The 25,020-nt window shown below is 70.5% G+C and carries 24 protein-coding genes, 1 tRNA gene and 1 pseudogene; 14 read left to right on the top strand and 12 right to left on the bottom strand.

Annotated features, from left to right (window positions below; genetic code table 11):
- The first annotated feature begins 145 nt into the window (after positions 1-145).
- Positions 146-634, top strand: coding sequence for a GIY-YIG nuclease family protein (locus AB0D74_RS26400; protein WP_362591759.1), 489 nt, complete (start codon positions 146-148; stop codon positions 632-634).
- Between the two features lie 252 nt (positions 635-886).
- On the opposite strand, the gene AB0D74_RS26395 is transcribed toward AB0D74_RS26400, so the two are convergent.
- Complete coding sequence (locus AB0D74_RS26395; RefSeq protein ID WP_362591756.1) at positions 887-1,684, bottom strand: hypothetical protein; 798 nt, start codon at positions 1,682-1,684, stop codon at positions 887-889.
- 301 nt (positions 1,685-1,985) lie between these two features.
- Here AB0D74_RS26395 and AB0D74_RS26390 point away from each other — a divergent pair, with 301 nt between their 5' ends.
- Positions 1,986-3,173: a CapA family protein gene (locus tag AB0D74_RS26390; RefSeq protein ID WP_362591754.1), complete on the top strand. Its 1,188-nt coding sequence runs from the start codon at positions 1,986-1,988 to the stop codon at positions 3,171-3,173.
- An 82-nt stretch (positions 3,174-3,255) separates the two neighbouring features.
- On the opposite strand, the gene AB0D74_RS26385 is transcribed toward AB0D74_RS26390, so the two are convergent.
- From AB0D74_RS26385 to AB0D74_RS26375, 3 genes are all read right to left on the bottom strand, one after another.
- Positions 3,256-3,756: a hypothetical protein gene (locus AB0D74_RS26385; protein ID WP_362591751.1), complete on the bottom strand. Its 501-nt coding sequence runs from the start codon at positions 3,754-3,756 to the stop codon at positions 3,256-3,258.
- 174 nt (positions 3,757-3,930) lie between these two features.
- A complete protein-coding gene (locus AB0D74_RS26380) occupies positions 3,931-5,985 on the bottom strand; it encodes a PA14 domain-containing protein (protein WP_362591748.1) in 2,055 nt (684 codons plus the stop codon).
- A gap of 82 nt (positions 5,986-6,067) precedes the next feature.
- Complete coding sequence (locus AB0D74_RS26375) at positions 6,068-6,601, bottom strand: DUF3291 domain-containing protein (protein WP_362591746.1); 534 nt, start codon at positions 6,599-6,601, stop codon at positions 6,068-6,070.
- Between the two features lie 320 nt (positions 6,602-6,921).
- Here AB0D74_RS26375 and AB0D74_RS26370 point away from each other — a divergent pair, with 320 nt between their 5' ends.
- Positions 6,922-7,911, top strand: a complete 990-nt coding sequence (locus AB0D74_RS26370; protein WP_362591743.1) for an alpha/beta hydrolase — start codon at positions 6,922-6,924, stop codon at positions 7,909-7,911.
- Between the two features lie 39 nt (positions 7,912-7,950).
- Here the strand turns inward: AB0D74_RS26370 and AB0D74_RS26365 are convergent, their stop codons facing one another.
- From AB0D74_RS26365 to phoU, 3 genes are all read right to left on the bottom strand, one after another.
- Positions 7,951-8,199: an SCO4226 family nickel-binding protein gene (locus tag AB0D74_RS26365; protein ID WP_362591740.1), complete on the bottom strand. Its 249-nt coding sequence runs from the start codon at positions 8,197-8,199 to the stop codon at positions 7,951-7,953.
- A 175-nt stretch (positions 8,200-8,374) separates the two neighbouring features.
- Positions 8,375-8,530: a hypothetical protein gene (locus tag AB0D74_RS26360; protein WP_177233040.1), complete on the bottom strand. Its 156-nt coding sequence runs from the start codon at positions 8,528-8,530 to the stop codon at positions 8,375-8,377.
- 156 nt (positions 8,531-8,686) lie between these two features.
- Positions 8,687-9,376, bottom strand: coding sequence for a phosphate signaling complex protein PhoU (gene phoU / locus AB0D74_RS26355; protein ID WP_362591737.1), 690 nt, complete (start codon positions 9,374-9,376; stop codon positions 8,687-8,689).
- A gap of 222 nt (positions 9,377-9,598) precedes the next feature.
- Here phoU and AB0D74_RS26350 point away from each other — a divergent pair, with 222 nt between their 5' ends.
- Positions 9,599-10,855, top strand: a complete 1,257-nt coding sequence (locus AB0D74_RS26350; RefSeq protein ID WP_359207598.1) for an ATP-binding protein — start codon at positions 9,599-9,601, stop codon at positions 10,853-10,855.
- Positions 10,852-11,532 carry a response regulator transcription factor gene (locus AB0D74_RS26345; RefSeq protein WP_010358452.1) on the top strand — a complete coding sequence of 227 codons (681 nt, stop codon included), beginning with the start codon at positions 10,852-10,854 and terminating at the stop codon, positions 11,530-11,532. The genes AB0D74_RS26350 and AB0D74_RS26345 overlap by 4 nt, the downstream gene beginning before the upstream one ends.
- Positions 11,533-11,729: 197 nt before the next feature.
- On the opposite strand, the gene AB0D74_RS26340 is transcribed toward AB0D74_RS26345, so the two are convergent.
- Complete coding sequence (locus AB0D74_RS26340; RefSeq protein WP_362591732.1) at positions 11,730-12,407, bottom strand: DUF461 domain-containing protein; 678 nt, start codon at positions 12,405-12,407, stop codon at positions 11,730-11,732.
- A 641-nt stretch (positions 12,408-13,048) separates the two neighbouring features.
- Here AB0D74_RS26340 and AB0D74_RS26335 point away from each other — a divergent pair.
- From AB0D74_RS26335 to AB0D74_RS26305, 7 genes and pseudogenes are all read left to right on the top strand, one after another.
- Positions 13,049-13,531, top strand: coding sequence for a CarD family transcriptional regulator (locus AB0D74_RS26335; RefSeq protein WP_003953493.1), 483 nt, complete (start codon positions 13,049-13,051; stop codon positions 13,529-13,531).
- Positions 13,532-13,872: 341 nt separating this feature from the next.
- Positions 13,873-14,637 (top strand): 2-C-methyl-D-erythritol 4-phosphate cytidylyltransferase, encoded by a 765-nt coding sequence (ispD, locus tag AB0D74_RS26330; protein WP_362591729.1) that lies wholly within the window; start codon positions 13,873-13,875, stop codon positions 14,635-14,637.
- Positions 14,627-15,118, top strand: coding sequence for a 2-C-methyl-D-erythritol 2,4-cyclodiphosphate synthase (ispF, locus tag AB0D74_RS26325; protein ID WP_362591727.1), 492 nt, complete (start codon positions 14,627-14,629; stop codon positions 15,116-15,118). Before ispD ends, ispF begins: the two co-directional genes overlap by 11 nt.
- 148 nt (positions 15,119-15,266) lie before the next feature.
- Entirely contained in the window at positions 15,267-16,664 is a 1,398-nt protein-coding gene (cysS, locus tag AB0D74_RS26320) for a cysteine--tRNA ligase (RefSeq protein ID WP_362591724.1), read from the top strand.
- Positions 16,665-16,771: 107 nt separating this feature from the next.
- Positions 16,772-17,713 (top strand): 23S rRNA (guanosine(2251)-2'-O)-methyltransferase RlmB, encoded by a 942-nt coding sequence (gene rlmB, locus AB0D74_RS26315; protein ID WP_362591721.1) that lies wholly within the window; start codon positions 16,772-16,774, stop codon positions 17,711-17,713.
- 88 nt (positions 17,714-17,801) lie between these two features.
- Positions 17,802-17,909: pseudogene (locus tag AB0D74_RS26310) on the top strand (TrmH family RNA methyltransferase); the annotation flags it as partial.
- A gap of 117 nt (positions 17,910-18,026) precedes the next feature.
- Positions 18,027-19,721, top strand: a complete 1,695-nt coding sequence (locus AB0D74_RS26305; RefSeq protein ID WP_362591718.1) for a DoxX family protein — start codon at positions 18,027-18,029, stop codon at positions 19,719-19,721.
- A gap of 328 nt (positions 19,722-20,049) precedes the next feature.
- Here the strand turns inward: AB0D74_RS26305 and AB0D74_RS26300 are convergent, their stop codons facing one another.
- From AB0D74_RS26300 to ugpC, 3 genes are all read right to left on the bottom strand, one after another.
- Entirely contained in the window at positions 20,050-20,781 is a 732-nt protein-coding gene (locus AB0D74_RS26300; protein WP_362591715.1) for a nucleotidyltransferase family protein, read from the bottom strand.
- Positions 20,782-20,866: 85 nt separating this feature from the next.
- The gene (locus AB0D74_RS26295; protein ID WP_362591712.1) at positions 20,867-21,328 is read right to left on the bottom strand and encodes a hypothetical protein; all 462 of its coding nucleotides are present in this window, start codon (positions 21,326-21,328) and stop codon (positions 20,867-20,869) included.
- 287 nt (positions 21,329-21,615) lie between these two features.
- The gene (ugpC, locus tag AB0D74_RS26290) at positions 21,616-22,752 is read right to left on the bottom strand and encodes a sn-glycerol-3-phosphate ABC transporter ATP-binding protein UgpC (protein ID WP_362591709.1); all 1,137 of its coding nucleotides are present in this window, start codon (positions 22,750-22,752) and stop codon (positions 21,616-21,618) included.
- A 230-nt stretch (positions 22,753-22,982) separates the two neighbouring features.
- On the opposite strand from ugpC, the gene AB0D74_RS26285 reads away from it, so the two are divergent.
- A tRNA-Thr gene (locus AB0D74_RS26285) sits at positions 22,983-23,056 on the top strand.
- Between the two features lie 79 nt (positions 23,057-23,135).
- On the opposite strand, the gene AB0D74_RS26280 is transcribed toward AB0D74_RS26285, so the two are convergent.
- Positions 23,136-24,176, bottom strand: a complete 1,041-nt coding sequence (locus tag AB0D74_RS26280) for a site-specific integrase (protein WP_362591706.1) — start codon at positions 24,174-24,176, stop codon at positions 23,136-23,138.
- Here AB0D74_RS26280 and AB0D74_RS26275 point away from each other — a divergent pair, their 5' ends adjacent.
- Positions 24,177-24,986 (top strand): hypothetical protein, encoded by an 810-nt coding sequence (locus AB0D74_RS26275; RefSeq protein WP_362591703.1) that lies wholly within the window; start codon positions 24,177-24,179, stop codon positions 24,984-24,986.
- The last annotated feature ends 34 nt before the right edge of the window (positions 24,987-25,020 follow it).

The following is a 25,020-nucleotide window of genomic DNA, read 5'->3' as shown; positions in this document are numbered from 1 at the left end:
CCGCTACGAGCGCAAGCCGGAACACTTCCTCGCCTTCACCGCCATCGCCGCGACCCTCATATGTCACCGCCGACTCACCAAATGAAATGGCGTCTTAACCGCGCTCGTCAGCCCAGTCCGGTTGTGGTCTGCGCAGGAGGTCTTGGTGCGCCCGAGTCCCGTCCCGGCTGTAGCAGGGGTCTACGGGTGGCACTTCGACCAGTCGCCCCATCCGGACCTGGACGATGGGTGTCTGCTCTATGTCGGCATAGCCCCGCGGTACATGGCGAACCGGACCAGCACTCAGAACTTGCGCAAGCGGGTTCGCTACCACTACCGAGGCAACGCGGCCGGCTCAACCCTGCGGCTCACCCTCGGAAGCCTGCTCGGACTTGAGCTGCGCCGGGTGGGCAGCGGTAAGCGGATGACTTTCGGCAAGGCCGGTGAGGCCATCCTGAGTCAGTGGATGGCGGACAACGCGCGAGTGTGCTGGGTCGAGCAGAGCGAACCGTGGACCTTGGAGTCACAGCTCATCTCCCAACTCGACCTCCCACTGAACCTTGACCAGAACCGCCACAATGCTTTCCACGACCGTTTGAAAAAACTGCGGGCCCAAGCACGCCAGCGAGCCCGCGAGTTGCCCGTCGGTTCGTAGGCCGCCGGACGGGCCGAAGGGCTGTTGTCTGGGCCGTCACTGGGCCGTCCGAGGACGCTCGACAGTGGCCAATGACGACCAACAACGACCACCAGGCGCCCGAGCCAACCGCCCCTGAGCAGCGAAAACGCAGGTCACCAAGATCCCTGACAACACCCGGGGCAAGAAGAAGTAAGCCTGACTCATCAAGTCCTCTGCCTGCGGGTTCTCCGTGAGTAGGGGGCTTGTTGCTGTGTTGGTCGCGCCCTTCGTCTACGACCTGCCGCCGAAGAAGCCGGACTTCAGGTCCCCGATGATGGCGTCGAGTGGATGCCCGCTGACGATGAACGGTCCGCGCCACGGCGCGCTGAGTGCGAAGAGCAACGCCAGGCTCAGTCCGACCACACTTGCGACACCCACGACGAGCAGTGACGTTCGCAGGCTGCTGCGGAAGACCAGTGCGCCGGAGTTCACGATCAATGCCAGTCCGCTGACCATGAGCGTGACGACGTAGAGCCCGGGAACCTCGTGCCCGGCAGCCGCGACGCGGGCGCGACGGCTACTGGTGACGCCGTCCAGGGAAACCACCAGCTCCGTGTCGGTCGCGGTTCCCACCTCGGGCCGGGCCGCCTCGGCGCGCACACTCCGCTCCAGCCGTGCGATCGCGCGAGCAGTGGCCGGGTCGTCACCGGACGCCGCTGCCGTACCCTGCCATTCCCTGGCACGCGTGGTCTGCAGGTAGTCCAGCAGTGCGGCATCGATCGGCTCCGACTGGACTTGCGGACTTGTCGCCGCCCACGCCAGGCGGGAGGCCGAGGCCGCCTCGTCGCTCACCAAGCCCTCAGCCGCGCGCAGGTAGCCGGCCTCGCTGGCCAGTGAGAGCGCCGCAAAGATCGCGAAGGCAGCGCCGAGCGTCGGCATCAGGGGCGTGGCGATCTGCGGCACCCGGTCCTGTTCGCCGACCGGTACGAGCGCCCGGACGCCGATCCGCGCCAGGGCCGCGGCCAGAAAGGCAACCAAGAGCCCGCCCACAACCAGCGCCACCGCCGGCAGCGAGGTCAACCAGCTCACCACATCACCTACAGTGCGTTCCCGCGAGCACCAGACGGCGGCGGCACATCGGCCCCCGCGACCCGGAGCTCCTCGTCGATCACTTCGATGAACGCTCCATGATCACAGGCCGAAGGCCTTTCCCCTCGCGACGCCCACCGGGACATCCCGCTTCGTCGACCAAACAGCCCCGTACGGCCGAGCGTGACGCTGTACTGGCAACTACCACCGCGCTCGAGGCCGCTCGGCAGTAGGCGAGGACGGAACACGCCAGTCGGTGACCCTCCGTCAGGGAAGGGTGTCCGCTTCGTAGCATGAGCGAATGATCAGATCTGGTGGGCGGCGTTCTCGGCCGTGGCGCGCGCGGCAGGAGTTGGTGCGGCGGCGTGGACTGGTCGCCGCCCTGGGTCTGGTCGGGGCGGTCGGTGTGGTGGTTGCGGTGGGGTTTGTGTTTCGTGGGGATCCGGGGGGCGGGGCGTCCCTCGGGGGTGTTCAGAGTTCGCGGCGAGTGGGTGGGGGTGCGGGGGCCGGGTGGCCTGCGCCGCCGCATCGGGCCGTCGGCAGTGTGCGGATCGCTGCCGTCGGGGACATCGTGATGGGCTCGTTGCCGGATGACCTGCCGCCGGATGACGGGGCGTCGTTCTTCGAACCTGTCGAAGGGCTGCTGGCCGGGGATGTGGTGCTCGGGAATCTGGAGGGCACGCTGGCCACCGGCGGGGTGAGCAAGTGCGAGTACATCGAGGGGCCGAACTGCTTTGCGTTCCATGCGCCGCCGTCGTACGGCCGTCGGCTGAAGGAGGCCGGGTTCACGGTGCTGAACACGGCGAACAACCACATCGACGACTTCGGGGCGGAGGGGCGGAGCGAGACGTTCGCCGCGCTGCGTGCCGTGAACCTGCCGTTCACCGGCCGCCTGGGGCAGATCACCGTCCAGCGGGTGCGGGGCATCAGGGTCGCGTTGGTCGGCTTCGCCCCCGACCGCGGGGCGAACGACCTCACGGACATCCCCGCGGCGCAGCGGCTCACCGCCCGCGCCGCACGCATGGCGGACGTCGTGGTCGTCACGATGCACGCCGGCGCGGAGGGCTCGGACCGCACCCACGTGGAACCCGGCACCGAGTACTTCCTCGGCGAGGACCGCGGCGACAGCTACCGCTTCAGCCGCGCGGTGATCGACGCCGGCGCCGACCTGGTCGTGGGCAGCGGCCCGCACGTGATGCGGGGAATGGAGTTCTACAAGGGCCGCCTGATCGCCTACAGCCTCGGGAACTTCTCCGGCTACAAGGTGCTCGGCCTCGGCGGCACGCTCTCGACCAGCGGCGTACTGCAGGTCACCCTCGGCGCCGACGGTACCTACGTGTCCGGGCGCCTGCGCCCGACCGAGATCGTGCCGCCCGGCACGCCGGAGCCGGGCGGCGACGCGATCGACCTCGTCTCCGGTGTGTCGGAGGACGACTTCGGCTCGCACGCCGCCCGTATCGCGGCGGACGGGACGATCCGGCAGCCGTAGCCGGGCACGGCCTTGTCCTCCGCCGGGTCGTCGACGGCCTTGTCCCGCGCCGGGTCGTCGACGGCCTTGTCCTTCGCCGTCGTCAGACGTACGTCCAGCGCCAGGCGTTCGAGCTGTAGGAGCACTCGATCTTGGTGCCGCCTGCCGTGGTGGTGACGGCGCCGTGATCGCTGTTCCGGCAGAACTGCCCCGCCGAGTAGCAGTTCCCCGCGTTGGAGGTGATGGTGCAGGGTTCGGTGTCGTCCTGGCCGGTGTTGCCCGTGCTGTTGCTGCCGCTGTTGGCCGTCTTGGCGGTGGTGGTCCTGGTGACGGTGACCGTGGGGCCGGGCTTCGGCTTGGCCTTGACGGTCTCGGTGACGGTCGGGCCGGGCTCCGGCGTGGTCGTGACGGTCGCGGTGACGGTCGTCGCGGGCTTGACCTTGGCCTCGACCGGCTGCTGCCCGTCGTTCCCGGCGGCGCCGATGAGCGTGCCCGTGACGAGCAGGGCCGCGCCGCCGACCCACACGAGGACACGCTTGTGGAGCGGACGGCTGTCCGGCGGGCGTGGTGCCGGCGGTATGGGAGCTGTGTACGGGTTGGTCATCTCGTCCCCCCAGGGTGCGTTTCGAGGGGAGTGACCGTAGTGCCCCTCCGAGGTGTGTGTGCGGGATGTGGGGGAGAGGTGGCCATACCGTGACCGGCGTTCGGTGGATACGGATGCGGATACGGATGCGGATGCGGAAGCCGGTCACGGTGTCGGTGTCGGTGCTGGTGTCGGCTAGACGCGGTTCTGGAAGACGCAGCCCCACGGGTGCGTGCCCGCGACGCTGCCGTCGGTGCGTACCGCCTCCAGCGTGTAGAAGTACGTGGCCCCGCGGACGGCCGTGGTGTCCGTGTAGGTGCGGGTGGTCGCGGGGAGCAGTTCGGCGTGCAGTGGCTCGTACGTCTTCGTGGCCGTGTTCCACCGGCTGATCCGGTAGCCCGCGACGGAGTCGCAGTCGGGCGTCTTGTCGCAGCCCCAGTTGATGGACGGTCCGGGTACACCGGGGCTGCCGGTCAGGGTGTCGTAGCCCATGCTGCCGAGGTGCCAGTCCCGGGTGACCGTGACGGAGGGGCGGACGTCCAGTTCGGTGGCCTCGACGACCGGGACGTCCGGGTCGCTCGGGGGCAGCGCGTTGTTCCAGCGGTCCCTGGCGACGACCGCGTAGACGTACGTCTCGCCGTCCGGCAGGTCGCCGCACAGCACGGCGAGCGGGTCGCTCGTGCCCTCCCAGCAGGAGCCGGTGCCGAGCCACTTGACCGTGCCGTCCGCCTGCCGGGTGCCGTCCCAGACCACGTAGCGTTCGACGTCGTCGTCGGCCGGGGCCGCCCAGCTCAGCAGTATGCCGTCGGCGCGCGGGGTGGCCCGCACGCCGGTGACCGGGCCGGGCGCGACGCGGTCGCCGGTGCGGACGGCGAGCGGGGCGGACAGCGCCGACTCGTTGCCGGCCGGGTCCACCGCCGCGACCGCGTACGTCACGTACGTGCCCGCGGGCATGTCCAGGTCGTGGCAGACGCCGCCGGTGCCGGTCTCGTCGCTCTCGGAGTGCTCGCAGGTCACGCGGGTGAGGGCGGCCGTGTCGAGGGTCTTTCCGGGCGAACGGTAGACGTGGTAGGTCCCGCCGTTGGCGAAGTCCTCGTCGAAGCCGTCGGGTTGCCGCCAGTACACGTCGGTGTAGTCGGTGCGGACCACGGAGCTCAGCGAGGTCGGGGACTTCGGCGGCGTCCGGTCGACGCCGTCGCCGGTGACATCCGCGTACGCCGACGGGTTGCCGAGCGCGTCGAGGGCGCGGACCCGGTAGTGGCGGGCGGTGTGCTCGGGTGCGGTGGTGCGGTACGACGTCGTGGTCGTCGTACCCAGCAGCGTGTACGGGTCGGTGGCCGTGGAGGCGGCGTACACCTCGTACTTCGCGGCGTCGGCGGCCCCGTGCCAGGCCAGCGTGGCCCACCAGGCGTCCCCGGTGACCGTCAGACCGGTCGGCGCCGCCGGGCCCGTGCGGTCCACGGTCGCGGCGGTGGCGTCGGGGCTGCCGGCGGACTCGTGCCCCGCCTTGTCGACGGCGCGGACCTCGTACAGGAAGGTCTGGCCCGTGGCGGGCGGCGCGTCCGTGAAGGTGGGCGAGGTGAGCGGCGAGGCACCGCTGACCTTCGTCCACGGGGCGGTGCCCAGCCGGCGGTAGACGCGGTAACCGGCGAGGTCCATCTCCTTGTTCGCGGACCAGCGCAGGGTGGTCCTGCCGGTGTCCCGGTTGTACGCGGCGGTGAGGCCGGCCGGGGCGAGCGGCTTGACCTTGTCTACGGCGGCCTCGGTGCGCGGGGTGTACGTGAACGCGGCGTTGGCGGTGCCGGTCCAGGCGACGTAGTCCACGCGCAGCGTGTGCTTACCGGCCGGGACGGTCAGGTCGACGGTCTTGCGGGCTGTGACGGAGACGTTCTTCCACAGGTCGATCTTCCGCACGCCGTCGACGTAGACGCGCATGCCGTCCTGCGTGGCGGCGGCGAGCCGGAAGGGACCGCCGGACCCGAAGTCCCGGGTCAGGGACCAGCGGACGGAGAAGTTGTCCCTCGGGAGCGTGACGCCGGGCGGGTCGCCGTGGCCGTAGTTCTCGGCGATGGCCGAGTCGCAGGCGGTCAGTTTCGGCGTGCCGCTGAAGGCGGTGTTGCCGAAGTACTGCGCCTTCCAGACGGGAGAGGCGCAGGTGACGGCCGCGGAGGCGGGGGAGGCCGTGATCAGGCCGCCGGTGGCGGCGAACGCGGCCGTCGCGGCCAGCACGGTCAGCCGGGTACGAGTCATCACAGAGAGGGGCACCTTCCGGGCCTGTGGAGAGCTTGTGCAACGGGTGGTGCCCGTGTGACCCGTGTGACCCGTGAGACGGCTACAGGGTTGCCCCGTCGTACGGGGTTCCGTCCGGGGCGAAGGCGTCGTGGAAGGTGAAGGCGTGCGGCGCGGGGCCGCGGTCGTGGAGGTGCTCCAGCCTGGAGACCCCGTCCCGCCAGGTGGGTGGCACCCCGTCGGAGGCCCACCAGAACACGTGATTCGGGTGCCCTGTCCGCTCGAACCAGTCGTCACGCCTGCTCAGCGCCGCACGGTGCGGGCCGCTGTAGACGGCGTCGAAGGCGGGGCGCAGGTCGGTCCAGAGCGAGAGGGTCGCGGCCAGGGCGGTGGTTTCCGGTGTACGGCCCTTGCCGTACCAGGCCGGTACGGCGAACTCCCCCCACGCACCCCAGTCCGCGCCGAAGAGCACGCCCGGGACAGCGTCCGCGGCCTCGGCATGTGCGAGGTACCCGGGGCGCCGGCTGATCTCCCGGTAGACGGCCTCACCGGTGTCGTAGAACTCCCGCGTGAGCGGCGCGGGTTCGGCGAGCGGCGACTTCAGGACGCCGAACGTGTACAGAGCGAGCTGGGGCATGCGTCTCTCCCTGGTTGCGGTGCGACCGTGCGCGACCGTCGAAGGCCAGGTGAAGGTAGTTGCCCCGGCGGGACCCTGTCGAAGTTGCGTTTTCCCTGTTCAAGTGGCCTTGCGCACACGGCACTCGGTGACCGCGGACATGTCCCCACGCGGTGCGGGCGGGTGAAGCGCAGGAGTTCGCGGACGATGCCGGCCGCGTGCGGCCGTGGTTTGCCGAATCGGCAAACGGGCTCGGCCGCCTGGCGTGTCGTTTCGGATGATCTGTGGAGGGCCGGCAGTCACGCCGGCAGACCGGCGAACCCCAAGTGCAGGGAGGGCGTATGGCAGCGCGGCATCGGACGGTCCTGGCGGCCGGACGGCGGATTCATCTGGTGGAGCAGGGGAGCGGGCCCCTCGTGCTGCTCGTGCACGGGTTTCCCGAGTGCTGGTACTCCTGGCGGCACCAGCTGCCGGTGCTCGCCGCGGCGGGGTACCGGGCGGTCGCCGTCGACGTGCGGGGGTACGGGCGTTCCTCCGGGCCGGCCGCGCCGGACGCGTACCGGATGGTCGAGCTGGTGGCGGACAACGCCGAGGTCGTGCGGGCCCTCGGCGAGGAGTCGGCGGTGGTCGTCGGGCACGACTGGGGTGCGGCCGTCGCCGCGAACTCCGCGCTGCTGAGGCCGGAGGTGTTCCGGGCCGTGGGGCTGCTGAGCGTCCCGTACACCCCGCGTGGCGGACCGCGGCCCAGCGACGTCTTCGCGGGGATGAGCGGCGGGGACGAGGAGTTCTACGTCTCGTACTTCCAGGAGCCCGGACGGGCCGAGGCCGAGATCGAACCCGATGTGCGGGGCTGGCTCGCGGGGTTCTACGGCGCGCTGTCCGGCGACACCATGCCCGGACCCGGCGCCCCCGACCCGCACTTCGTGAGCCGAAGGGGCGGAGGGAGCGGCGGGGGGACGCTTCGCGAGCGGTTCCCCGTCGGACGGCTGCCCGGGTGGCTCGGTGAGCGGGACCTCGACGTCTACGCCGGGGAGTTCGAGCGCACCGGACTGACCGGGGCGCTCAACCGGTACCGGAACATGGACCGCGACTGGGAGGACCTCGCCGCCTATGACGGCGCCCCGATCACCCAGCCGTCCCTGTTCCTCGGCGGCGGCCTCGACGCCTCCACGACCTGGCTGGCCGACGCCGTCGAGGCGTACCCGGTCACCCTCCCGGGCCTGGTCTCCTGCCACATCCTCGACGGCTGCGGGCACTGGATCCAGCAGGAACGGCCCGACGAGGTCAACCGGCTGCTCGTCGACTGGCTCGCCGCGCTGCCCGCCGTCTGAAAGCGACCGGAGGGCATCGACGCCGGCCCGCGGGCTTCATCAGATCGACAACGGCACCTGGTGGATCTCGTCCGCAGGATGGCCCGCGCGTTCGTGGACGCGCTTGACCGCCTCGGCCGAGGGCGCCTCGGAGAGGCAGTAGACCTTGCCGGAACCCGGGTCGGCCCAGGCGCGTTCGAAGTGGACGCCCTCCTCCTTCTCGACGGCGAGGTCGGCCTCGTGGGCCTCCTTCAGCTGGTCGGCGGTGATGCCCTTCATCCCGTTGTGGACGTCCATGTACTGCGGCATGGCGACCGCACCTCCTTCGCCTTGTCCCCTGTCCATGGTGCGCCCGGCACCGCGGCCCGGCACCGCGACCGGCACGCGACCGGCACGCGACCGGCACGCGAAAGGGCCCCGGACCGGAGTCCGGGGCCCTTCGCCGTAGCTGACGTGCTGCGCTGTCGTGTACGGACGTGTCCGCTCAGCCGCACTGGCAGGGGCTGCCCGACTGGCAGCCGCAGCCGCAGCCCGAGCCGCAGCCGCAGGCGCCGATGACGAGCAGGTTCTTGATCTCGGCGGGCTGGTCGGTCTCGTGCTGCTGCGTGGGGTCGGGCGTGGTGCTGGGGGATTCGGCCATGGATCCCTCCTAGAGGTCCCTAGGTGCCCTGGATGCAGGGCGTGGTGCCTTTGCCCATTCCATGCCCATTTCACTGGGCGCATCAACAGCGCACGGCGGCGCATGGTGGTGCCTCGCGCCCGCCCCGCACCTCGCGAGCCCCGCCCGCCCGGGCGGTTACGCCCCCTCGGCGCCCGTCACCGGCTGGATGTCGGGCTGCAGCTCGTCCGCGTGCTCGCCGGTGACCAGGAAGACGACGCGCTTGGCGACGGCGACCGCGTGGTCGGCGTACCGCTCGTAGTAGCGGCCGAGGAGGGTCACGTCGACGGCGGTCTCGATGCCGTGGTGCCAGCGGTCGTCCAGCAGGTGCTGGAAGAGCGCGCGGTGCAGCGTGTCCATCTCGTCGTCGTCCTGCTCCAGCTGGAGCGCCAGGTCGACGTCCTTGGTGACGATGACCTCGGCGGCCTTGGCCATCAGGCGCTGCGCGAGCTGGCCCATCTCCAGGATGGTGGCCTCGAGGTCACGCGGGACCGCGCGCTCGGGGAAGCGCAGCCGGGCCAGCTTCGCCACGTGCTGGGCGAGGTCGCCGGAGCGCTCCAGGTCGGCGGACATACGGAGCGAGGTGACGACGATCCGCAGGTCCGTCGCCACCGGCTGCTGGCGGGCGAGCAGGGCTATCGCGCGCGCCTCCAGGTCGTGGTGGAGCTCGTCCACCTTCTGGTCGGCCTCGATGACGCTCTCGGCGAGCTTGAGGTCGCCGTCGAGGATCGCCGTCGTGGCGCGTCCGATCGCCGAGCCGACCAGGCGGGCCATGTCGACCAGGCTGTCGCCGATCGAATCGAGTTCCTCGTGGTACGCGTCCCGCATCAGGGTTCCCTCTCGTATGCGTGGTCCAGGGGTTCCGGGGGCCGGGGGCCGTGGCCGAAACCAGCTGCGAACCCCACGCTCCCACGTTCCGGTCCCTACGCGTCCGTTTCTGCCACCCCAAATGAACCAATACTGGCTCCAAGGTGAACTCTGGGCGACGAGTGTTCGAGCTCGCACCTCCATGGCTGTGGGGATGTCGTACCCCCTGCTTAACCTGTTTGCATGGACGTGAACGCGGCGGTCGCCGCAGCGGCAGCGATCGCCGGGGTGCTTACCGGTGTCATCGCCATGCTGGCGTTCCGCTGGAGCGAACGCGACCAGAAGCGACCGACCAGGACTTCTCTGCACACCGACCCCGTACTGCCGCCGGGCGTGGACACCGTACTGAGCGTGCTGCGCTCCTCCGCGGTCGTCCTCGACGAGGCCGACACGGTCGTCAAGGCGAGCTCGGCGGCGTACGCCCTCGGGCTCGTGCGCGGCGGCAAACTCGCCATCGAGCCGATGCTCGGCATGGCGCGTGACACCCGGCGGGACGGCGAGATACGACAGGTCGAACTGGATCTCCCGCGGCGGGGGACCGGACGGGGCGAGGCCCTGGCCGTCTCCGCCCGGGTGGCGCCCCTCGGCTCCCGGCTCGTACTGCTCCTCGTCGAGGACCTCACCGAGGCCCGGCGCATCGAGGCGGTACGGCGGGACTTCGTGGCGAACGTCAGCCATGAGCTGAAGACCCCGGTCGGCGCGCTCTCCCTGCTCTCCGAGGCCGTCATGGACGCCTCGGACGATCCGGAGGCCGTGCAGCGCTTCGCCGGTCGCATGCAGATCGAGGCCACGCGCCTGACCAACCTGGTCCAGGAGCTCATCGATCTGTCGAGAGTGCAGAACGACGACCCGCTGGAGGACGCCGAGCCCGTCCGGGTCGACGAACTGGTCGCCGAGGCGATCGACCGGTGCCGCCACCAGGCCGGCACCAAGCAGATCACCATGGCCGCCGGCGGCACCGCCGACCTGCATGTCTGGGGCAACCGCGGCCAGCTCGCCGCCGCCCTCGGCAACCTGGTCGAGAACGCCGTGAACTACTCCCCGGCCCGCACCCGGGTCGGGATAGCCGCCCGCCGGGTCGGCGCGACCGGCGGAGACATGATCGAGCTCGCCGTGACCGACCAGGGCATCGGCATCACCGACAAGGACAAGGAGCGCATCTTCGAGCGCTTCTACCGCGTCGACCCGGCCCGCTCGCGGGCCACCGGTGGCACCGGTCTCGGCCTCGCCATCGTCAAGCACGTGGCCGCCTCGCACGGCGGGGAGGTCACGGTGTGGAGCGCCGAGAACCAGGGCTCCACGTTCACCCTCAGGCTGCCGGAGGCGGGCGCGGTACGCGACCGCGCGTCGCAGCACCCCGACCCCGACCTCGACGACGAGGCCGGTACCACCGAGTCATCCCCGTACGAACCGCTTCCCGCCCCGGAGGTCCTTCCGTGACCCGAGTGCTTGTCGTCGAGGACGAGGAGTCCTTCTCCGACGCCCTGTCGTACATGCTCCGCAAGGAGGGCTTCGAGGTCGCTGTGGCGGCCACGGGCCCCGACGGACTCGACGAGTTCGAGCGCAACGGCGCCGACCTCGTCCTCCTCGACCTGATGCTGCCCGGCCTGCCGGGCACCGAGGTCTGCCGCCAGCTGCGCGGTCGCTCCAACGTCCCCGTCATCATGGTGACGGCCAAGGACAGCGAGATCGACAAGGTCGTCGGGCTCGAAATAGGAGCCGATGACTACGTCACCAAGCCCTTCTCCTCCCGCGAGCTGGTCGCCCGTATCCGGGCCGTCCTGCGCCGTCGCGGCGAGCCGGAGGAGGTCACCCCGGCCGCGCTGGAGGCCGGCCCGGTCCGCATGGACGTCGACCGCCACGTGGTGACGGTCTCCGGCTCCAAGGTCGACCTCCCGCTCAAGGAGTTCGACCTCCTGGAGATGCTCCTGCGCAACGCGGGCCGTGTCCTCACCCGCATGCAGCTCATCGACCGGGTCTGGGGCGCCGACTACGTCGGTGACACCAAGACCCTCGACGTCCACGTCAAGCGCTTGCGCGCGAAGATCGAGCCGGACCCGGGTGCGCCGCGGTACCTGGTGACGGTGCGTGGTCTCGGCTACAAGTTCGAGCCGTAAAGACCGGCCCCGGCCTTGTGCCGGGCCCGTCGCCGGCTCGCTCCCCGTCGCGCCGTCCCGTCCGTCCGTAGCGGCGGATCCGCGGGTCGGTGGGGGCGGGCCGCGCCGTTCCCCGCGCCCCTGTGGGGCGCGGTTTTCTCAGCGGAGAAGGGCGGCACCCCCTCGGGGTGCCGCCCTTCTGTCGGTTTCGGGGCCGCTCAGCCCGCGTTCGTCGACTCCGAGGCCGAGTCGCTGGGCGTGGCCGAGGCGGACTCCTTGTTCTTCTTGCCGGCCTTGGCGCTCTCGCTCGCCGTGGAGCCCGCGGCCGGGGAACCGGAGCCGGAGGCCGACGACGAGGCGGACGCGGAGGCCGTGGCGGACGGCACCGCGCTCGGGCCCCAGCCGGTGAAGAAGCTCTCGGCCGGTACGACGAACGCGCGCAGGCTCACGTCACCGGTCGTGCTGAAAGTGAAGGTGATCTTCTGGGCGTTGCCGTCCTGGACCGCCTCGCGGCTGCTGCCCAGCACCGCGGACGCGTTGTCCTTGCCGCCCAGGATCAGCCGGCCGCCGCCGGGGATGGTCAGCGGCTGCGTCTTGGTGGCGTGCAGCTCGGCCGTCTTGCCGGTGCCGGCGACGGTGATCGACTGCAGCGTCTCCGGTTCGGTGCCGGTGTTGAAGATGGTCGCGGAGACCACGGCCGGGCCCGTCGACGTGAGGTCGGGCTGGGTGATCACGGTCGCGTTCTGGACCTTGATGTCGCCGACACTCGTGGCCGCGTTGTCCGGCTTGATCTCCAGCGTCTGGGAGTTGTTGCCCGCGCCGCAGGCGGAGAGCGCGGCGACGGAGAAGGCGATGGTGGAGGCGGCGAGGGCGCCGCGTCGAAGGCTGCTGCTCACGGCGGCGGCAACTCCTTGAACGCACGGACGGCCCCGCTTATAAAGCCGCCCTAAGTGTCTGTCAGCGGCCTTAGGTTACCGAGCCGTTCCCGCGCCGCCGCACCCGACCCTCCCCAAGCGCCGCGCTTCCCCCGGGCAGGGGGTACGCGAGGGCATCCACAAGTGCCCCTTCGGCCACTTTGGAGCGACGCTCGTCCGGCATTCACATAACCCGTCCGCAACACCACGCGCAAAATTTCCGTGAAGGAATGCACGGCCACCGGGGAAATTGATCACGTACTGCTTCGGGTACGGCTTCGCGTACCGTTCAGTCGGGCGTTCGGCCGGACCCTGTGATCAATTCCGGAAACGTCCGGGATCCGGCTCCGGCAACCGAACGGAGTAGCGGAAGTCGTACGCTTGGAAGTGGACATATGGGGACGTTCGGCCGCTCGGGCGGGCGTCCGGATGTGTGTAACGTCCGCGTTTCACCTCGCCCGGAGAGCCGCTCCCACCTGCGAATACCTGCTTCCGGACGGCCCGCGAAGCACGTTCCTGTTGCTGTTGTCAAGCCCCGAGATATGCCCTGACCTGCGAAAACGCCATTCAGAACCGCCGGTTTCCGTGTTACCCTGGATAGCCACGGAAGGGGTACCTGTCACATGACGTTCAAGGTTGGCGACACCGTGGTCTATCCCCATCACGGGGCCGCGCTGATCGAGGCCATCGAAACTCGCCAGATCAAAGGCGTGGACAAGACCTACTTGGTGCTGAAGGTCGCCCAGGGTGACCTGACGGTACGTGTGCCAGCGGACAATGCGGAGTTCGTCGGCGTGCGTGATGTGGTCGGTCAGGACGGGCTGGACCGGGTCTTCGAGGTGCTGCGCGCGCCGTACGCCGAGGAGCCCACGAACTGGTCCCGTCGTTACAAGGCAAACCTGGAGAAGCTCGCCTCCGGCGATGTCATCAAGGTCGCGGAAGTCGTGCGTGACCTGTGGCGTCGTGAGCGCGAGCGTGGACTCTCCGCCGGTGAGAAGCGCATGCTCGCCAAGGCCCGCCAGATCCTGGTGAGCGAGCTGGCCCTCGCGGAGAACACCAACGAGGACAAGGCCGAGGCCCTGCTCGACGAGGTCCTCGCGTCCTGACGCAGACGCTGTCCGGCTCAGCACGCTGAAGCTCCGCACACCCGAAATGCCGCGGTGCCCGATGACAATTTCCCTGTCGCCGGGCGCTGCGGCATGTCTGTGTCGCCTCTGTCTGCGCCTTCTGCCCGAGCGCCGAGCGCCTTCTGCCAAGGCGCCTGTGCCCACGCCTTCGGGGAAGCCCCGATACGCCGGTACCAGGCCGGGAAACCCCGGATACTAGGCGTGCCGGGCCCGGGCTGCTGGCTCGACCAGTGTCACGGAAGGGTCCGGTCAAGGCGTCGCGCCCGGCACTTCCCAGGCCATACCCACGCCAGGCCCGCACACAAACCTGACAGGAACCGATGTCTGACGATTCGCGTCCTTCGCGTACGGAACCGGGTACCGCACGGCGCACGGCAGCCGTGATTCCCGCCGCCGGCCGTGGCGTACGGCTCGGCCCGGGCGCCCCCAAGGCGCTACGCGCGCTGAACGGCACGCCCATGCTCATCCACGCGGTACGCGCCCTCGCCGCCTCCCGCGCCGTCTCCCTGGTCGTCGTCGTGGCCCCGCCCGACGGCGCGCCCGAGGTCAAGTCCCTCCTCGACGCCCACGCGCTGCCCGACCGCACCGACTTCCTGGTCGTCCCCGGCGGCGAGTCCCGCCAGGAGTCGGTCAGGCTCGGCCTGGACGCGCTGCCCCCGGACTACGACATCGTCCTGGTCCACGACGCCGCCCGCCCCCTCGTCCCCGTCGACACGGTCGACGCCGTGGTCCAGGCGGTCCGCGACGGCGCCCCCGCGGTCGTCCCCGCCCTCCCGCTCGCCGACACGGTCAAGGAGGTCGAGCCGGCCACCGCCCCCGGCGACCCCGAGCCGGTGCTCGCCACCCCCGAGCGGGCCCGCCTGCGCGCCGTCCAGACCCCGCAGGGCTTCGACCGCAGGACCCTGGTCCGCGCCCACGAGACGGTCACGGAGAACGTCACCGACGACGCCAGCATGGTCGAGCAGCTCGGCGACCGGGTCGTGGTCGTCCCCGGCCACGAGGAGGCCTTCAAGGTCACCCGCCCCCTCGACCTGGTCCTCGCCGAGGCGGTCCTGGCCCGCAGGAGGCTGAACGATGGCTTCTGAGGTGATCCTCCCGCGGGTGGGCATCGGCACCGACATCCACGCCTTCGAGGAGGGCCGCGACCTGTGGTGCGCCGGCCTGAAGTGGGAGGGCGAGGGCCCCGGCCTGGCCGGCCACTCGGACGCGGACGTCGTCGCGCACGCGGCGTGCAACGCGCTGTTCTCGGCGGCGGGGCTGGGCGACCTGGGGCAGCACTTCGGCACGGGGCGCCCGCAGTGGTCCGGCGCGTCGGGCGTGACCCTCCTGACCGAGGCCGCCCGCATCGTCCGCGACGCCGGTTTCACCATCGGGAACGTGGCCGTGCAGGTCGTGGGCCCGCGCCCGAAGATCGGCAAGCGCCGGGACGAGGCCGAGAAGATCCTCTCGGACGCGGCCGGGGCTCCCGTGTCGGTTTCCGGGGCCACCACGGACGGCCTGGGGTTCCCGGGCCGGGGCGAAGGCCTTATGGCGGTGGCAACGGCGCTGGTCGTTCGAGCAGGGTGAGCGGACGCGCCCCGTCAGGGGCGCGGGGCTGTATCGATCAGCGGCTCCGCCGCGGGGCGCGACAAGCCCCCCCCGCGCACGCGCACCCGGCAACGGCGCTCCACACGCCGGTGCCGCACACCTCCGTCGGCCCACTACCCTAGGTGCCGTGACTATTCGCCTGTACGACACCAACGCCCGGCAGATCCGTGATTTCGCCCCGCTCACCGCGGGTTGTGTCTCGATCTACCTCTGTGGTGCCACCGTGCAGGCGGCGCCCCACATCGGGCACATCCGGTCCGGCCTGAACTTCGACATCATGCGCCGCTGGTTCGAATACCGCGGCTATGCCGTGACGTTCGTCCGGAACGTCACGGACATCGACGACAAGATCATCGCCAAGTCCGCCGACCAGGGCCGCCCCTGGTGGGCGATCGGCTACGAGAACGAGCGCGCGTTCAACGACGGCTACACCGCGCTCGGCTGCCTCCCGCCGACGTACGAGCCCCGGGCGACCGGGCACGTACCGGAGATGATCGAGATGATGCGCGGGCTGATCGAGCGCGGTCACGCCTACGAGGCCGACGGCAACGTCTACTTCGACGTGCGCTCCTACCCGGACTACCTCCAGCTCTCCAACCAGGAGCTGGACAACCTGCGCCAGCCCGAGGGCGAGGGTGAGACCGGCAAGCGGGACCAGCGGGACTTCGCGCTGTGGAAGGCCGTGAAGCCGGGCGAGCCCAGCTGGGAGACGCCGTGGGGCCGCGGCCGGCCCGGCTGGCACCTGGAGTGCTCGGCGATGGCCCACAAGTACCTCGGCGCGGCCTTCGACATCCACGGCGGCGGCCTCGACCTGATCTTCCCGCACCACGAGAACGAGATCGCGCAGGCCAAGGCGTTCGGCGACGACTTCGCCCAGTACTGGGTGCACAACGCCTGGGTCACCATGAGCGGCGAGAAGATGTCGAAGTCCCTCGGGAACTCGGTGCTCGTCTCGGAGATGGTCAAGAACTGGCGCCCGATCGTGCTGCGCTACTACCTCGGCACCCCGCACTACCGCTCGATGATCGAGTACAGCGAGGAGTCGCTGCGCGAGGCGCAGTCGGCGTTCGAGCGCATCGAGGGCTTCGTGCAGCGCGTGGTGGAGCTGGCCGGGGGAGTCGTCGAGCCCTCGGCCGAGGTCCCGCCGGCCTTCGCCGAGGCGATGGACGACGACCTGGGCGTCCCGCAGGCCCTCGCCGTCGTGCACACCACGGTCCGGCAGGGCAACAGCGCGCTGGCCGCCGACGACAAGGAAGCCGCCGTCGCCCGGCTCGCCGAGGTCCGCGCCATGCTCGGCGTCCTCGGCCTCGACCCGCTGGCCGCGCACTGGTCCGGCGAGGGCGAGAAGGGCGAGGACCTGCACGGGGTCGTCGACGCCCTGGTACGGCTCGTCCTCGACCAGCGCGAGTCCGCCCGCGGCCGTAAGGACTGGGCGACCGCCGACGCCATCCGCGACCAGCTGAACCAGTCCGGTCTCGCGATCGAGGACAGTCCGTCCGGCCCGCGCTGGACCCTCAAGTCCTAGCCCGCCGGATCTGAAGATCGACTGTGCCGCCCGGCCCCCCGGGCGGCACACTGCATAAGACGTACGTACGAAGACCTACGAAGACAGCTCACGGAGACGGGTAACCCATGGCAGCCAACAACCGCCGCATGTCCGGCAAGAAGGGCGCGCAGATCGGCAGTGGCGGCCAGCGGCGCCGAGGCCTGGAGGGCAAGGGTCCGACCCCGCCCGCCGAGATGCGCAAGGGACACAAGAAGAACCGCATCGCCAACGCCAAGTCCAAGCAGGTCCAGCGCCGCCCGGTGGCCCGGGGCCGGGGCGGCAGGGGCACGTCCGAGATGGTCGTCGGCCGCAACCCGGTCGTCGAGGCGCTCCGCGAGGGCGTCCCGGCGTCCACCCTCTACGTCCAGCAGTTCATCGACAACGACGAGCGGGTCCGCGAGGCTCTCCAGCTCGCCGCCGAGCGCGGTGGCATCAACCTCATGGAGGCTCCGCGCCCCGAGCTGGACCGCATGACCAACGGCCTCAACCACCAGGGCCTGGTCCTCCAGGTCCCGCCGTACGAGTACGCGCACCCCGAGGACCTGGCCGAGGCCGCCGCCGACGAGGGCGAGGACCCGCTCATCGTCGCCCTCGACGGGGTGACCGACCCGCGCAACCTCGGCGCCGTCGTCCGCTCCGTCTCCGCCTTCGGCGGCCACGGCGTGGTCGTCCCCGAGCGCCGCGCGGCCGGCATGACCGCCGGTGCCTGGAAGACGTCGGCCGGTACGGCGGCCCGCACGCCCGTCGCCCGCGCCACGAACCTGACCCGCGCCCTGGAGTCGTACAAGAAGGCCGGCATCGTGGTCGTCGGCCTCGCCGCGGACGGCGAGCACGAGATCGGCGACCTGGAGGCCCTCGGCGGCCCCGTCGTCATCGTGGTCGGCAGCGAGGGCAAGGGCCTGTCCCGCCTGGTCGGCGAGACCTGCGACTTCCGGGTCCGGATCCCGATGCCGGGTGGTGCGGAGTCGCTCAACGCGGGTGTGGCGGCTGGCATCGTGCTGTACGAGGCGGCGCGCCGACGGGGCTGATGGCAGGCGGGCAGGTGGAGCCCGCCGGTCGGAGGCCGGCGCAGCTGTTCGAAGCCGCGTAGCGTGCGAGAGCGGCGGTCAAGAGGGGTCCTGCGACTACCGGGTCCGGATCCCGATGCCGGGCGGTGCCGAGTCGCTCAACGCGGGTGTGGCGGCGGGGATCGTGTTGTACGAGGCGGCGCGCCGACGCGGGTGAACAAACGTCCGTAACCTCACCTGGGCGGGTTAATTCCGGCGTCCGGGACATCCTTGACGGGGTCCGGACACATCCGGGCGGTCAAAGCAGTGTCCTAACTCCACGTCACTCGGTTAGATGAGTGTGGACACCAGAACACCCCGCACACCCACGGGGGACCGCTCGCCGGGATTCCGCTCCGGATTCGATTCCGGGCTCGACGACGCTCCCGCGCTGAGCATGGTGAAGGTGCCGAGCGATCCGGCGCAGGTCATCGTCAACCACGTGAGTTTCCGCGTGCAGCTGGGCGTATCGACACGGCGTACCCAATCCCCCCGGGTCGCACGGCACCTGAGCGCCGGCGAGGACACCGCGCGCATCCCGGTCGTCGGCACGGCGGGCAGAGCGGGGGCGGCGCCCGGCCGGCGCCGCCCGGTCGTCTGGAGCGGCAAGTCCGCGCCCGACGACACCGGCGCCCACCGGCTGCTCCAGGCCGTCCGGGGCGGCAGCGTCCGGCACGCCGAGGAACCCGCCGAACCGGCGGGCGCGACCCGGGTCATCCCGCGCGTCGACGACCGCTACGACGTTCTCGAACAGACCGTCGAGACGCCGCTGGTCGGCCACCCGCGCTCCCCGGCCTCCGGCGAGAACCGGCTGCTGCCGAACATGCCGGCGGTGGGCAGCGCCTACGACGACCCGGCTTACGACGACCCGGCTTACGACGACCCGGGCTACGGCGACCCGGCCTACGGCGAACCGCCCTACGGCGACGACGAGTTCGAGGACTTCGACGAACCGCGGTCGGCCCGGCGGGCCGGCGACGGCGACCCGGCCCGGCACGCGTACTACCCCGGCCGCCGGATGAACCTGGGCGTGGTCCTCCTCCCGCTGCGCATCTTCCTCGGCTTCATCTCCGTCTACGCCGGCATGGGCAAGCTCTGCGACCCCGTCTACTTCGACGGCGGCAAGCGCGGTTCCATGGTCACCTGGCTCAACACGCTGCACCCCTGGGAGGTCGCCGAGCCGCTGCGCCAGTTCGCCCTCCAGCACCCGGTCGGCTCCGGCCTCGTCATCGCCTTCTTCCAGGTGATCGTGGGTGTCCTGACCGTCCTCGGCTGCTGGCAGCGGGTGGCCGCGGTCGTCGGCGCGCTGCTCTCCGCCGCGCTCATCGTCACCGTCAGCTGGAAGACCGTCCCCGCGTACGACGCCCCCGACATCATCTACCTCGCCGCGTGGTCCCCGCTGATCATCGCGGGCGCCCCCGTCTACTCCGTGGACGGCCGCCTCGCGGGCAGCGCCTGGCGGCGGCTCGGCCCGCACTCCGACATCTGGGAGCTGCGCGCCTTCGTACTGCGTCGCGGCGCCCTGATCACGGGCATCACCATCGGCCTCACCCTCCTCGTCGGCTCGCTGCTGGGCGGCGCGGTCCGCGACTCCAGCCGGGTGGTCGTCCCCGGCCCCGGTGAGGCGCCCCGCAACAACCTCCCCGGTTCCCCGCTGCCCGGCGAGTCGGCCAAGCCCCACCGGAAGACTCCGTCGGCCTCCACGGCTCCCTCCGGGGGTGCCACGGCGAGCCCTTCGCAGGCGGCGACCACACCGGGTGCCGACCGCACGACGAGCGGCGCCACCACGACGACGCCCAGCCAGACCCAGGGCACCACGGGCCAGGCCCCGCCCCAGCACACCGCCCCTGCGCCCACCACGGCGGGCCCCACCTCGGGCGGCACCGCGAGCGGCGGCACGTCCACGACGACCGGCGGCACCGGCACGGGAACCTCCGGCGGCGCCTCCTCCTCCGGCCAGCCGGGCCTGGTAGGCGGCCTCCTCGGCTGACAGCCACGGCGTACCGAAAGGGCGCGTACGCCGTCCGCCGACTGCGGCACCGTCGTGGCTGATCGCGCAGTTCCCCGCGCCCCTTACAGGGGCGGTTCAGCAGCGCCCCGTTCAAGGGGCGCGGGGAACTGCGCGCCAAGCCCCCACCCACCGGCAGGGGACGACGACGCTTCGCCACCCCCCCACAGGGGCGCGGGGAACTGCGCGATCAGCCCCCGCGCACCCGCAGTGGGCGACGGTGCTTCGCCCCCCCCATAGGGGCGCGGGGAACTGCGCGAAGGGGCCCACCGGCCCGCAGTCGGCGAACCGGGCGCAACCCCCCCTCGGCCTACCGCCCCAGCGCGGCCAGTTCCTTTGCTGCCTCTGTCAGGTCCTTCGCCGTGTCGATCGCCCGCCAGTACGCGCCCTGAGGGATCGGGAACCCGGCCAGCTGCCGGCTCCGGGCCAGGTGCGGGAACGTGGTGCGTTCGTGGTCGCCCCGTTCCGGCAGCATCGTGGCGAACTCGGGAGAGAAGACGTAGACGCCGGCGTTGATCTCGAACGTCGACGGCGGCGCCTCGATGAAGTCGGTGATGTGGCCGAAGCCGTCCGTCTGCACGGCGCCCCACGGAATCCGCGGCCGGGCCAGCGCCAGCGTCGCCACCGCGTCCCGCTCCGTGTGGAAGTCGGCCATGTCGCGCAGCGAGAACCGCGTCCAGATGTCGCCGTTCGTGGCGTACCAGGGCCGGTCGGAGTGGGGAAGGTGCGCGGCGGCGTACCTGAGGCCGCCGCCCCGGCCCAGCGGCTCGCTCTCCACCACCGTGGTGACGGAGAGCGGCAGGTCGGCCGTCGCCAGCCACTTCTGCAGGACCTCGGCGAGATGGCCGCAGGAGACCACCACGTCCGTGACGCCCTCCTCGGCGAGCCAGGTCAGCTGGTGGCCGATGATCGGCGTGCCCGTACCCGGGATCTCGACCATCGGCTTGGGCCGGTCGTCGGTGTACGGACGAAGCCGTGAGCCCTGGCCACCGGCCAGGACCACGGCTTGAGTGGGGCGCAACGCGGCGTTCGGATGGGTCATGCCCGAACTGTACGGCGCGCCCCGGGGCCGGCTTCCCGCCGGACGGGCTCCCTTGGGGAGCTGTTACCGACTTCCCACCGGCGGTTCAGCTGTGCGCGGCCAGCACGCCAGACGCGAAGGACGTGTCGCAGACCGGGCGGGCGTACGACTGGGCGCGCGAGGCGCCGTACATCCGCACCGCGGCCCGGCCCAGCGCGCGGGCGATGGACGTGCAGTGCCGCGCCAGCGCCGGGTGGCCGTTGACCGCCTGCTGGAGGTGGGTGAGGACCTGGCCCGGGTTCTTGTCCTGGAGCTCGGTCATCAGCTGCTCGCGCAGCACGTCCTGCGGGGCCTGGGCGACCGCCTTGGCGGAGACGTGCGCGTCGGTCACGTCGGTCGCGGTGAGCACCGAGCTCCGCGGGGACCCGGTCCAGTTGACGCGGGTGACCGCGAGGGTCCCGGAGAGCACCAGGACGACGGGCAGGACAAGGGCGAGAGTGCGGCCGATCCGGCGGGCAGGGCCGCCCCGGTGGCCGCGTCGCGTCTGAGGGGTGGTGGAGTGCTTCACGCGTGTGAGGGTAGCGTGCGGTAATGATTTGGCGACATTTAGTCACCGGTTCGGGGGATGGAGAAGCGCCGTGTTTCGGGTACGGGGTTGACGCACACTGCTCGAAAACCACCCGCTTGCCGGGGTAGATCGGGGCAACGGAAAGGGCCCCGCAGCAGGTCGCGGGGCCCTTTCCGTCAACCTGGGTGAATTCACCCTGGTCAGAGGTTTCTCTGCTTGATCGACGCTTGATCGACCAGGCGGATCGCTCAGCCGGATCGCTCAGGCGAATCGCTCAGGCGGATCGGTCAGTCGGAGAGGCGCTCGCCCGTGGACGTCGAGAACACGTGGGTCTCGCCCGGCCGCGGCACGACGTGCAGCGTGGCGCCCTTCTCCGGGACCGCACGGCCGCTGACGCGGACGACGAGGTCCTTGAGGTCGTCGCCGACCTTGGCGCTGCCGTAGACGTAGCCGTCGGCGCCGAGCTCCTCGACGACGTTCACGGAGACCGCGAGGCCGTGCGGGGCGTCCTCGGTGTCCTTGGAGAGGGCGGAGGCGGCCTCGCCGTTGTGCTCGACCACGTCGAAGTGCTCGGGGCGGACGCCGACGGTGACCGTGCGGTCGCCCTTGTCGGAGGCGGCCTTGAGCGCGTCGCGGTTGACCGGGACGACGCTGTTGCCGAACTTCACGCCGCCGTCGGTGATCGGGACCTCGACCAGGTTCATGGCCGGGGAGCCGATGAAGCCGGCGACGAAGAGGTTGGCCGGGCGGTCGTACATGTTGCGCGGCGAGTCGACCTGCTGGAGCAGACCGTCCTTGAGGACCGCGACGCGGTCGCCCATCGTCATGGCCTCGACCTGGTCGTGGGTGACGTAGACGGTGGTGATGCCGAGGCGGCGCTGCAGCGACGCGATCTGCGTACGGGTCGAGACGCGGAGCTTGGCGTCCAGGTTGGACAGCGGCTCGTCCATGAGGAAGACCTGCGGCTCACGGACGATGGCGCGGCCCATCGCGACACGCTGGCGCTGACCGCCGGAGAGCGCCTTCGGCTTGCGGTCCAGGTACTCGGTGAGGTCGAGGATCTTCGCGGCCTCCTCGACCTTCTGCCGGATCTCCGCCTTGTTGACGCCGGCGATCTTGAGCGCGAAGCCCATGTTGTCGGCGACGCTCATGTGCGGGTAGAGCGCGTAGTTCTGGAACACCATGGCGATGTCCCGGTCCTTGGGCGGCAGGTGCGTGACGTCGCGGTCACCGATGCGGATGGCGCCGGCGTTGACGTCCTCCAGGCCCGCGAGCATCCGCAGGGAGGTGGACTTGCCGCAGCCCGACGGACCGACGAGGACGAGGAACTCGCCGTCCTCGATGTCGATCTCAAGGCCGTCGACGGCGGGCTTGGTGGAACCCGGGTAGATCCGGGTCGCCTTGTCGAACGTGACAGTGGCCATGGCTCAGAGGCCCCCTTCTACCGGCAGGAACGTGCCGGACGATCCGTTGTAGGAAGGTGGTTGGTGTAGTCCACTCGGGTGGTCCACACGAGTGAACTGGATCAGGACGGTACCTGGCGTTCACCCCGTATGTCAGTACCTGGAGCCCTGTGAACTTCGCGGAAATTTTCGACAGGGCCCGCCCGGGACGTGGGTACACTGCACGAGGCGCCCACCCGGAGTGGGCGCACGCCTCCTTAGCTCAGCTGGTCAGAGCGCCGCTCTTGTAAAGCGAAGGTCGTCGGTTCGAATCCGACAGGGGGCTCTTTGATCTAGCTGGGACAACGCCCCCGCGACCTTCCGACCGCGGAGGCGCTGACGGCAGAACTTGACGGCAGTCCCGCTTAACGGCGCCGCTTGAGCAGGCGATCCATGTGACCCATCGCTTCCCGCCGGTGGTCATCGCTCACGTGGGTGTACACGTTCATGGTCACGGCGATCTGCGAGTGACCGAGGATCTCCATGACGGTGCGGGGCGCGACGCCGGCCGCGAAGAGCAGGGACGCGCACCCGTGACGGGTGTCGTGCAGCCGCACCTTGGGCAGCTTTGCGGACTCCGAGATCCGCAGGAACGACAGGAACGACCGGTACAGGTTGCGAGGCTCGATCGGGCGACCGCTCCGCGTCGTGAACACGTGATCGCTCTCGTGCCACTCCGCGCCGGCCGCCGTCCGTCGCTCCGCCTTTCGCATGCGCTGCCATCGGAGCGGCGCCACGCACATCAGCGCAATGGGGATCACCCGCGCCCGCCGGTTCTTGGTCGTGTCGAGGTAGAGCTCCCTGCCGCCCCGGTTGAGCGTGGTCCGGACCGTAAGGGTGCGCCGGTCAAGGTCGACGTCCTTCCACTGCAAGCCGAGGATCTCGCCGCGCCGCAGACCGAGGGCGACGGCGAGGACGAACGCCGTGTAGAGCGGATCCGTCCGCGCAGCTTCCAGGAACGTCAGGGTCTCGTCGGGCGACCAGGGGCGCAGTTCCCGCGGCTCGACTCGCGGCGCGGGAACCAACTGGACGACGTTGCGTCTGAGGGTGGTGGTCACGGTTCGGGTGGCCGGCAGGTTGGTGCGGGCCCACTGGACGGCCGCCGGATCGTCCATGTCGACCACAGTGGGGTCGGCGCCGCCGGGGTGGTAGGCGACCGTGGCCGCCCGCTGCCATGCCGGGGCCCACTCAGGGGAGGTGAGGACGTGAGCGTTGGTGGTGGCGGCCCAGGCATGGCACGGCCGCGGGCCGGCGTAGGGACCGGGGGTTTTCATGTTCGGCCGGCCGCCGCATGCGCTCCGCGCGCAGGCGGGGCAGTTACCTAACGGCGGCTTCCCCTTATGTAGCGGCTGCACGGGCGGGCCGTCTGCCGCGAGCACCAGCGCAGTGCGCAGATGCTCGCTCATGTGGCCATCCTCAGCCGGCAGGTGTCCGCAGGCTCGCTCAAAGTTGGTTGCGTGGGTCATGCTGGTTTCTCCACTTCTGCGAACGAGAGTTGGGAGGGGGCAGCCGCGGACTTTGGCGAGACAGCGGCTGCCCCGTTCTTCGGTTACCGAGGGGGCGTTGTGGGGGATGCGGCGATTGCGTTAGTTGCGGCGGTAGTTGGTGTGACGGGAACGCTTCTGGCACCGGTCCTGTCTCAGCGATCGCAGGCGAAGGCGCTGAGGGAAGATTTCGAACGCCAGCAGCGAGCAGCGCAAACGCAGTGGGAGCGTGAAGAGGCGCGGTTGGAGTTTGCGCAGCGGCGAACCTGCTACGTTGCCACGAATGCGGCATATCACCGTTATCGTGTCGCGCTGGTTCACTACCTCTGGCACGTGCGTGGAGAGGACGTCACCGAGGCCACGAGAGAGGAACTTGAAGCGGCTCGACATGAGCACCAAAAGGTGTTCGCCGAAGCTCAAATGATTGCGTCGGCCGCGGTGCTTGAACAACTCGATGACCTAGCCGTCAAGCTTGGCGTGGGATATCGCAAGATCATGTCCTTGCAGGCGGGAACCCCCGAGCCAGAGATCGGATCCTTCGAGGAAATTCGCGAGTACCTTCGGCGAATCTGGAGTCGGTGGGAGGACATGCGCTCGCTCATGAGGGTGGACCTTGAGGTGTCCAACGCCCGTGCGAGCCAGCTTTACTACGCTTCTGGCCCTTCCGTGACGCCGTCGAATGGAACGGGCGTGCCCACGCGGACGATGCCTCATCCCGCTGATCAGCTGTAGAAGCGGTTCCTCTTGATCACGGCCCGTCGGACGT

Source organism: Streptomyces sp. NPDC048278 (assembly GCF_040652195.1).
Taxonomy (GTDB): domain Bacteria; phylum Actinomycetota; class Actinomycetes; order Streptomycetales; family Streptomycetaceae; genus Streptomyces.
This window is presented reverse-complemented; position numbering and strand designations above follow the sequence as displayed.